The organism is Stenotrophomonas sp. STEN021, from assembly GCF_056760175.1.
In genome coordinates this window covers 19429-27431 of sequence record NZ_JBRREH010000065.1, presented here as the reverse complement: position 1 = coordinate 27431, position 8003 = coordinate 19429, and the positions used below count along the sequence as shown (strand labels likewise).

At 64.7% G+C, this 8003-nt stretch carries 5 protein-coding genes; 2 read left to right on the top strand and 3 right to left on the bottom strand.

Going from position 1 to position 8003, the window contains the following annotated elements; genetic code table 11:
* Positions 1-175: 175 nt before the first annotated feature.
* From ACVOL0_RS14200 to ACVOL0_RS14190, 3 genes are all read right to left on the bottom strand, one after another.
* On the bottom strand, positions 176-478 hold the full coding sequence (locus ACVOL0_RS14200) for a LysM peptidoglycan-binding domain-containing protein (RefSeq protein ID WP_481549657.1): 303 nt from the start codon (positions 476-478) through the stop codon (positions 176-178).
* Between the two features lie 99 nt (positions 479-577).
* A complete protein-coding gene (gene queF / locus ACVOL0_RS14195) occupies positions 578-1387 on the bottom strand; it encodes an NADPH-dependent 7-cyano-7-deazaguanine reductase QueF (RefSeq protein WP_481549656.1) in 810 nt (269 codons plus the stop codon).
* 301 nt (positions 1388-1688) lie between these two features.
* Positions 1689-3008, bottom strand: coding sequence for an amidohydrolase (locus ACVOL0_RS14190; RefSeq protein WP_481549655.1), 1320 nt, complete (start codon positions 3006-3008; stop codon positions 1689-1691).
* Positions 3009-3478: 470 nt separating this feature from the next.
* Here ACVOL0_RS14190 and ACVOL0_RS14185 point away from each other — a divergent pair, with 470 nt between their 5' ends.
* Together ACVOL0_RS14185 and ACVOL0_RS14180 are read left to right on the top strand one after the other, a co-directional pair.
* Entirely contained in the window at positions 3479-4726 is a 1248-nt protein-coding gene (locus ACVOL0_RS14185; protein ID WP_481549654.1) for an efflux RND transporter periplasmic adaptor subunit, read from the top strand.
* 47 nt (positions 4727-4773) lie between these two features.
* On the top strand, positions 4774-7998 hold the full coding sequence (locus ACVOL0_RS14180; RefSeq protein WP_481549653.1) for an efflux RND transporter permease subunit: 3225 nt from the start codon (positions 4774-4776) through the stop codon (positions 7996-7998).
* Positions 7999-8003 lie beyond the last annotated feature (5 nt).

The following is an 8003-nucleotide window of genomic DNA, read 5'->3' as shown; positions in this document are numbered from 1 at the left end:
AAACCCGTCGAAAAGCGTCAGAAACGGCGCAAAATCGATCATATCGAGGTCGACTTGGCGCCTTGACGCTGAAATCCAAGTATCAGAGCGCTTTGATCAGACCTTCCCTAAGCGAAGTCTTCTTCATGAATTGCTCCGAATCTGGTTTGAAGGTGCGTACGTATTGGCGCGGGGATCAGCCCTGACGCGCCGGGATCTTCAGCGTCTGTCCCGGGCGGATCTTGTCGGGGTCGTCGAGGACATCGCGGTTGGCATCGAAGATCTTCTTCCATGCATTGCCATCGCCGAGCAGGTTCTTGGCGATCTTGGAGAGGTTGTCACCACTCTGCACCGTGTACTGCTGCTCGCCGACAATCTCTTCGGTGCTGGTCACTGTCGCGGTGACGCCGGAAAAATCCGCCTTTTCCACCACCTGTTCGGTGCTGGTAACGGTGCCGGTGACACCGGAAAAATCGGCTTTCTTATCAGTACTGCTCATCCAGGCTGCTCCTCCGTGACTGACGGGGAGCAACGATTGCACGACGCCTGTTAAGGTTTCATCGCGCCAACGTAAAAACCAGCGTACGCAGCTGAATGTTTATTGACGCAGGTCGCGGATCGGGGTGCTGGCCGGCAGGCCGGGGCTGGACCGGCGCGGATTGATGTCCAGGCCGCCACGACGGGTATAGCGTGCCTCGACTTCCAGCGTGGTGGGCTGGCAACGCTGGCTCAGCTCCAGGAAGATCCGCTCCACGCACTGTTCGTGGAACTCGGCGTGGTCACGGTAGCTGACCAGGTAACGCAGCAGCCCTTCGCGGTCGATGCGTGGGCCTTGGTAGCGGATGCTGACGCTGGCCCAGTCCGGCTGACCGGTCACCGGGCAATTGGACTTGAGCAGGGCCGACACCAGGGTTTCACTGACCACGCTGCCGGCATCGGCCAACAGCAGGCTCGCATCGGGCGGGCCATAGCTGTCGATGGCGACATCCAGGTGATCGATGCTCTCGCCCGGTGCCTGGGCTACCGCTGGCAGGCCGAACTCGACCCGCACATCGGCACCGGCGCAGGCCGACAGATCGGTGGCAATGCGCTCGCGCACCGCTTCAGCACGGTTGAAGCGCGCCCCGTTGAGTGAGTTCAGGTACAGCTTGAGCGACTTGGATTCGATCAGGTTCGGCGAGATCGCCGGCACATACAGCGTTGCAGTGGCCACGCAGGGCTTACCGCGCGCGTCCAGCCAGCCCAGTTCATAGATATGCCAACGGTCCTCACCGATGAACGGCAGTTCGCTGCCCAGGCCGATCTCGGTACGGGCACCGGCACGCGGGATCGGGAAAAGCAGACTGGCGTCGTACTGGCTGGGGTAATCGACCTCACGGCCGAGGCTGGAATCTTGGGGAGTATTCATAGGCGTAGTGTAATTGCGCCATGTTGAGCGGGGGATTTATGGGATTGCGACTCCCCCTGGCCGCTACCGGAAAAGAGCCGTTCCTGGCAAAGGAACGCGTCTGTCCAACCCCTCCGTAGTGCCGAGCCATGCTCGGCAGGGATTTTCTCCGCAGCCCATCAGGCCGCACATCAGAATGTGGGAGCGGCATCAGCCGCGAAGCTGGTGGTCCATCAAGTTGCGGAGCCGTCGGTGGTTCCAACTGTGTCGGCTTCGCGGCTGACGCCGCTCCTACAAAAGCGCCTCAGAACGCAGCCGAGACTCAGCCCGCCTTGCCACCATTGAGGTAATCCAGCGACACCTGCAACAGCGCGCGCAGGCCTACGTCCAGCGCCTTCTCGTCCAGCAGGAACTTGGGCGAGTGGTTGCTGGGCGCGGTGGCCGGGTCGATGCCGGCACCGGTGGAGCCGACGAAGAAGAACATCGACGGCACCTGCTGGGCATACAGCGAGAAGTCCTCAGAGCCCATCTGCAGCGGTGGCTCATAGACATTGGCCTTGCCCACCACCGCCTGCAGGCTGGGCAGCATGCGTGCAGTCAGTGCCGGGTCGTTGACCGTGGCCGGGTTGCCATCCTTTTCATAGATGTCGGTGACGGCGGTGGCGCCATGGGCAGCGGCGGTGTGCTCGGCGACAGTGCGCAGGTCGGCGAAGATCTGCTTGCGCATGTCCGGATCGAAGGTACGGATGGTGCCAACCATCTCCACCGAATCGGGAATGATGTTGTAGCGGATGCCGCCCTTGATCGCACCGAAGGTGACCACTGCGGGCTGCTTGGACAGATTGACGCGGCGGCTGACGATGGTCTGCGCGGTGCCGATCAGGTCGGAAGCCGCCACGATCGGGTCCACCCCGTTCCACGGTGCCGAGCCATGGGTCTGGCGGCCATTGACGGTGATGCCGAAGCGATCCGACGCGGCCATCAGCGGGCCACCACGTACCGCGATCTGCCCAGCCTGCACGCTGGAGAACACATGCAGGCCGAATACCGCCTCCGGCTTGAAGTCCTTGAACAGGCCTTCCTTCAACATCAGCTCGGCCCCGCCCTGCTCCGGCGGCGGCGCGCCCTCTTCGGCGGGCTGGAAGATCAGCATCACTTCGCCGGGCAGCTTGTCGCGCATGGCAACCAGTGCGTCGGCCACGCCCAGCAAGGTTGCGGTGTGTGCATCGTGACCGCAGGCGTGCATCACCCCGACCTGCTCGCCGCGGTATTCGGCGGTGGCCTTGGAGGCAAACGGCAGGCCGGTCTGTTCGGTGACCGGCAACGCGTCCATGTCGGCGCGCAAGGCGATCTTCGGGCCGGGCAGGCCGCCCTTGATGATGGCGACCACGCCGTGTACCGCCACGCCGGTCTTCGGGCTCAGGCCCATCGCACGCAGGCGTTCGGCAACCTTGGCCGCGGTGCGTTCTTCGCGATTGGAAAGCTCGGGATGGGCGTGGAAGTCACGCCGCCAATCCACCACTTGTTGCTGCAGGCGGGTAGCGGCGGCCGCCACCTCTGGCCGTTGCGCGGCATCCTGAGCCTGTGCCAGCGGGGCAAGGGCGCAAAGCAAGGCGGACAGCAACACGGTCTTACGGGCCATCGGCAACTCTCCTTCCAATCCGGGACAGGGTGAATGTAGGCCAATCATGGGCCAAGCGCCTGCCGGCGGGGAACCAACGCGATGTAAGTAATCCGCCGTAGTGCCGAGCCATGCTCGGCAGGGGCCTTCTCCGCAATCCATCATCACGACCCAACTGCATGTGGGAACGGCGTCAGTCGCGAAGCTGGTGGCCTGTCAGATCACAGACCAGTTGGTGGTTCCTGCGGTGCCGGCTTCGCGGCTGACAACGCTCCCACAAAGCAGCTGCATGCTGATGCGACCCTGGGAAGGCCTCTGCCGAGCATGGCCCGGCACTACAACGTCAGGTCAACCGATACGGCAATGGAACGTTCACCACCTGCACGGGTCTGTATGCCTAGCCCATCGGTCATGCCCCCATGACTACAGGCGCGGCGGTATCCTCTGCGCCTTGTTGGTTCTCCCCCTATCGGTTGCTCAGGAGTTTTCGCATGTCGCGTTTCTGGAAGATCGTACTGCTGGTCATTGCAGTGCTGCTGGTAGCTGGTATCGGCTACCGGGTGATGGGGGGCGGCAAGCAGAAGGCCGGGGCGAGCTCGGCAGGCACCAGTCAGGGCGGCCGGGGCGAACAGGGCAAGGACCCGGTGCCGGTCACCGCCGTGGCTGCCGAGAAGAAGGACGTGCCGGTCTACCTCACCGCGCAAGGTACGGTCACCGCATTCAATACCGTCACCGTCAGCCCGCAGGTCGGCGGCCAGCTGCTCAGCGTCAATTTCCGCGAAGGCCAGGCGGTCAAGAAGGGTGACCTGCTGGCACAGATCGACCCGCGCACCTTCCAGGCACAGTACGACCAGGCCGTCGCCAGCAAGCGCCAGAACGAGGCCCTGCTGGCTACCGCGCAGTCCAACTACGCGCGCTCCAACTCGCCGGAGTACCGCCAGTTCGTGGCACAGACCGACCTGACCACGCTGCGCAACCAGGTCACCCAATACCAGGCTGCGGTGGCGGCCTCGCAGGCGTCGGCCGCACAGGCCAAGGTGCAGCTGGACTACACCCGCATCACTTCGCCGATCAACGGCATCGCCGGCATCCGTGCGGTCGACCCGGGCAATGTGGTCAGCGTTGGCAGCCAGATCGTCACCGTCACCCAGCTGCAGCCGGCCTATGTGCTGTTCAACCTGCCCGAGCAGCAGCTTGATGCAGTGCGCAGCGCGCAGTCGGCGGGCCCGTTGCAGACATCCACCTTGGACCGCGAGGGCGGTGGCGTGACCAATGCCGACGGCATACTGCAGGTGGTGGACAACCAGATCAGCAGCAGCAGCGGCACCTTCCGCCTGCGCGCGCAGTTCCCCAATGCCAACGATGCGCTGTGGCCGGGCCAGTTCGTCAATGTGCAGATGAAGCTCAACGTGCTGCCGGGCGCGATCGTGGTGCCGGCTGAAGCCGTGCAGCGCAGCAGCACCAGCGATTTCGTCTACCTGATCAAGCCCGACAACACCGTCACCCTGCGTGATGTGGTGCAGGGCGGCCAGGTCGACGACAGCCACGTGGTGATCAGCAAAGGCCTGCAGGCCGGCGACAAGGTGGTGACCGAAGGCCAGTTCCGCCTGAAGGAAGGCAGCAAGGTCAATGCACTGGCACCGGGCCAGGCGCCGCCGGCACCGACCGAAGCGCAGCTCAAGGCGGCTGCCCAGAAGGGCAGTGGCAGCCGTGGTGGACGGGGTGGCCCGCCGCGCTGACGCGCTGGCCGGCACCCGCCTCCCCTCCCCCGCACCAGGAACCGACCGTGGGCTTTTCGACTATTTTCATCCGGCGCCCGATCGCCACCTCTCTGTTGATGATCGGGCTGATGCTGCTGGGCATCCTCGGTTACCAGCGCCTGCCGGTTGCGGCCCTGCCCGAGATCGAAGCGCCCAGCCTGGTGGTGACCACCCAGTACCCGGGCGCCAGCGCGCAGACCATGGCCTCGCTGGTGACCACGCCGCTGGAGCGGCAGCTTGGGCAGATTTCCGGGCTGGACATGATGACCTCCGATTCCTCGGCGGGCCTGTCCAGCATCGTGCTGCAGTTCTCGATGGAACGCGATCTGGATACCGCCGCGCAGGACGTGCAGGCAGCGATCCGTCAGGCCACCCTGCCCAGCTCGCTGCCCTATCAGCCGGTCTACAACCGGGTGAATCCGGCCGACGCACCGATCCTGACCCTGAAGCTGGCCTCGGACACGCGACCGCTGCGTGAGGTCAACGATCTGGCCGACTCCATCCTCGCCCAACGCCTGTCGCAGACCGATGGTGTCGGCCTGGTCTCCATCGCCGGCAATGTGCGGCCGGCGGTGCGCATCCAGGTCAACCCGGCACAGCTGTCCAACATGGGCATGACCCTGGAAGACCTGCGCAGTGCGCTGACCCAGGCCAACGTCAACGCGCCCAAGGGCTCGCTCAACGGCAAGACGCAGAGCTATACGCTGTCCACCAACGACCAGCTCAGCGACGCGGCCGACTACAACGACATCATCATCCGCTACCAGAACGGTGCACCGGTGCGTCTGCGTGACGTCGCCAAGGTGGTCGATGGGGTAGAAAACGACCAGCTCGCCGCCTGGGCCGATGGCAAGCCGGCAGTGCTGCTGGAAGTACGCCGCCAGCCTGGCGCCAACATCGTCAAGACGGTGGAGAACATCCGCCAGATCCTGCCCAACCTGCAGGGCATGTTGCCGGCCGACGTAAAGCTCGATGTGTTCTCCGACCGCACCGTCACCATCCGCGCCTCGGTGCACGATGTGCAGTTCACCCTGATCCTCACCATCTGCCTGGTGGTGGCGGTGATCTTCGTGTTCCTGCGCCGCCTGTGGGCCACGGTAATCCCGTCGGTGGCGGTACCGCTGTCTTTGCTGGGCACATTCGGGGTGATGGCCTTCGCCGGCATGTCGCTGGACAACCTGTCGCTGATGGCGCTGACCGTGGCTACCGGCTTCGTGGTCGACGATGCGATCGTGATGATCGAGAACATCGTGCGCTATATCGAGAAGGGCAAGGACGGCCAGGAAGCAGCCGAGATCGGTTCGCGCGAAATCGGCTTCACCGTGCTGTCGCTGACGGTGTCGCTGATCGCGGTATTCCTGCCGCTGATCCTGATGCCGGGCGTCACCGGCCGCCTGTTCCACGAGTTCGCCTGGGTGCTGACCATCGCCGTGTCGATCTCGATGCTGATCTCGCTGACGCTGACGCCGATGATGTGCGCCTACCTGCTCAAGCCGGACGCGCTGCCCGAAGGCGACGACGCGCATGAGCGGGCAGCCGCGCACGGCAAGGTCACCGCATGGTCGCGCCTGGTCGGGGTCTATGAGCGCACGTTGGACTGGGTGCTGCACCATCAACCGCTGACCCTGGGCATCGCCCTGGCCTCGGTCGCGCTGACCGTAGCGCTCTACATGGTGATCCCCAAGGGCCTGCTGCCCGACCAGGACACCGGCATGATCACCGGCGTGGTGATCGCCGACCAGAACGTCGCCTTCGATCAGATGCAGCAGCGCACCCAGGCGGTCGCCGCCGCGTTGCAGAGCGATGAAGCCGTCACCGGCGTCGCTGCTTACATCGGTGCAGGCAGCATGAATCCCACCCTCAACCAGGGCCAGCTGAGCATCGTGCTCAAGGACCGTAGTGATCGTGACGGGCTGGATGTGATCCTGCCGCGTCTGCAGGCCGCCGCCGCGCACGTCCCCGGTGTTGCCCTGTACCTGAAGCCGGTGCAGGACGTGACCCTGGACACGCGCGTGGCCGCCACCGCCTACCAGTTCTCGCTGTCGGACATGGACAGCGCCGAGCTGGCCACGCAGACCGAGCGCGTCACCGACGCATTGCGGCGCCTGCCGGAACTGGCCGATGTCGACGACAACCTGGCCAATCATGGCCGCGCGTTGCATGTGGAAGTGGACCGCGACAAGGCCAGCCGCTACGGCGTACCGATGCAGACCATCGACGACACCCTGTACGACGCCTACGGCCAGCGCCAGATCTCGACCATCTTCACCCAGCTCAACCAGTACCGCGTGGTGCTGGAAGTGGCACCGGAGTTCCGCAACAGCGATGCGCTGATGAACCAGCTGGCAATCGGCAGCAATGGCAGCGGCACGCTCAGTGGCAGCAATGCGACCACGCTGGGCCAGGTAACCTCGAGCAACTCGTCCACCGCGACCGGCATCGGCAGTGCCAATATCGGCATCGCGCTTGGCGCAGGCGGCAGCATCCCGCTGTCGGCGATTGCCAGCGCCACACCCGGCACCGCGCCGCTGATCGTCAGCCACCAGCAGCAGCTGCCATCGGCGACGATATCGTTCAATCTGGCACCGGGTTACTCGTTGTCCGAGGGCGTGGATGCGATCAACAAGGCGGTGGCCGAGCTGGAGCTTCCGCAGCAGATGCAGGCACAGTTCGTCGGCACCGCCGCCGAGTTCTCCAGTAGCCAGACCGACGTAATCCTGTTGCTGCTGGCCGCCATCGCGGTGATCTACATCGTGCTCGGTGTGCTGTACGAAAGCTGGATCCACCCGCTGACCATCATCTCGACCCTGCCGCCGGCCGGCGTCGGTGCACTGCTGGCCCTGTACCTGTGCGGCATGAGCCTGTCGGTGGACGGCATCGTCGGCATCGTGCTGCTGATCGGCATCGTCAAGAAGAACGCGATCATGATGATCGACTTCGCATTGGATGCGCAGCGTTCCGGTGCCAACGCCTATGACGCGATCCGTCGCGCCTGCCTGCTGCGTTTCCGCCCGATCATGATGACCACCGCCGCGGCCATGCTCGGCGCGCTGCCGCTGGCCTTGGGCACCGGCATTGGTTCAGAGCTGCGGCGCCCGCTGGGTGTGGCCATCGTTGGCGGCCTGTTGCTGTCGCAGCTGGTCACGCTGTACACCACGCCGGTGATCTACCTGTACTTCGAGCGTCTGTCCGAGTGGGCGGCCAAGCGCCGCGAGCAACGCGCCGCTGCCCGCCTGCAGACGGCATGGTAAGCGCG

Bases quoted from the DNA above. Each gene is read 5' to 3' on its own strand.
- ACVOL0_RS14200 (WP_481549657.1), bottom strand. From the start codon at position 478: ATGAGCAGTACTGATAAGAAAGCCGATTTTTCCGGTGTCACCGGCACC.
- queF (WP_481549656.1), bottom strand. From the start codon at position 1,387: ATGAATACTCCCCAAGATTCCAGCCTCGGCCGTGAGGTCGATTACCCC.
- ACVOL0_RS14190 (WP_481549655.1), bottom strand. From the start codon at position 3,008: ATGGCCCGTAAGACCGTGTTGCTGTCCGCCTTGCTTTGCGCCCTTGCC.
- ACVOL0_RS14185 (WP_481549654.1), top strand. From the start codon at position 3,479: ATGTCGCGTTTCTGGAAGATCGTACTGCTGGTCATTGCAGTGCTGCTG.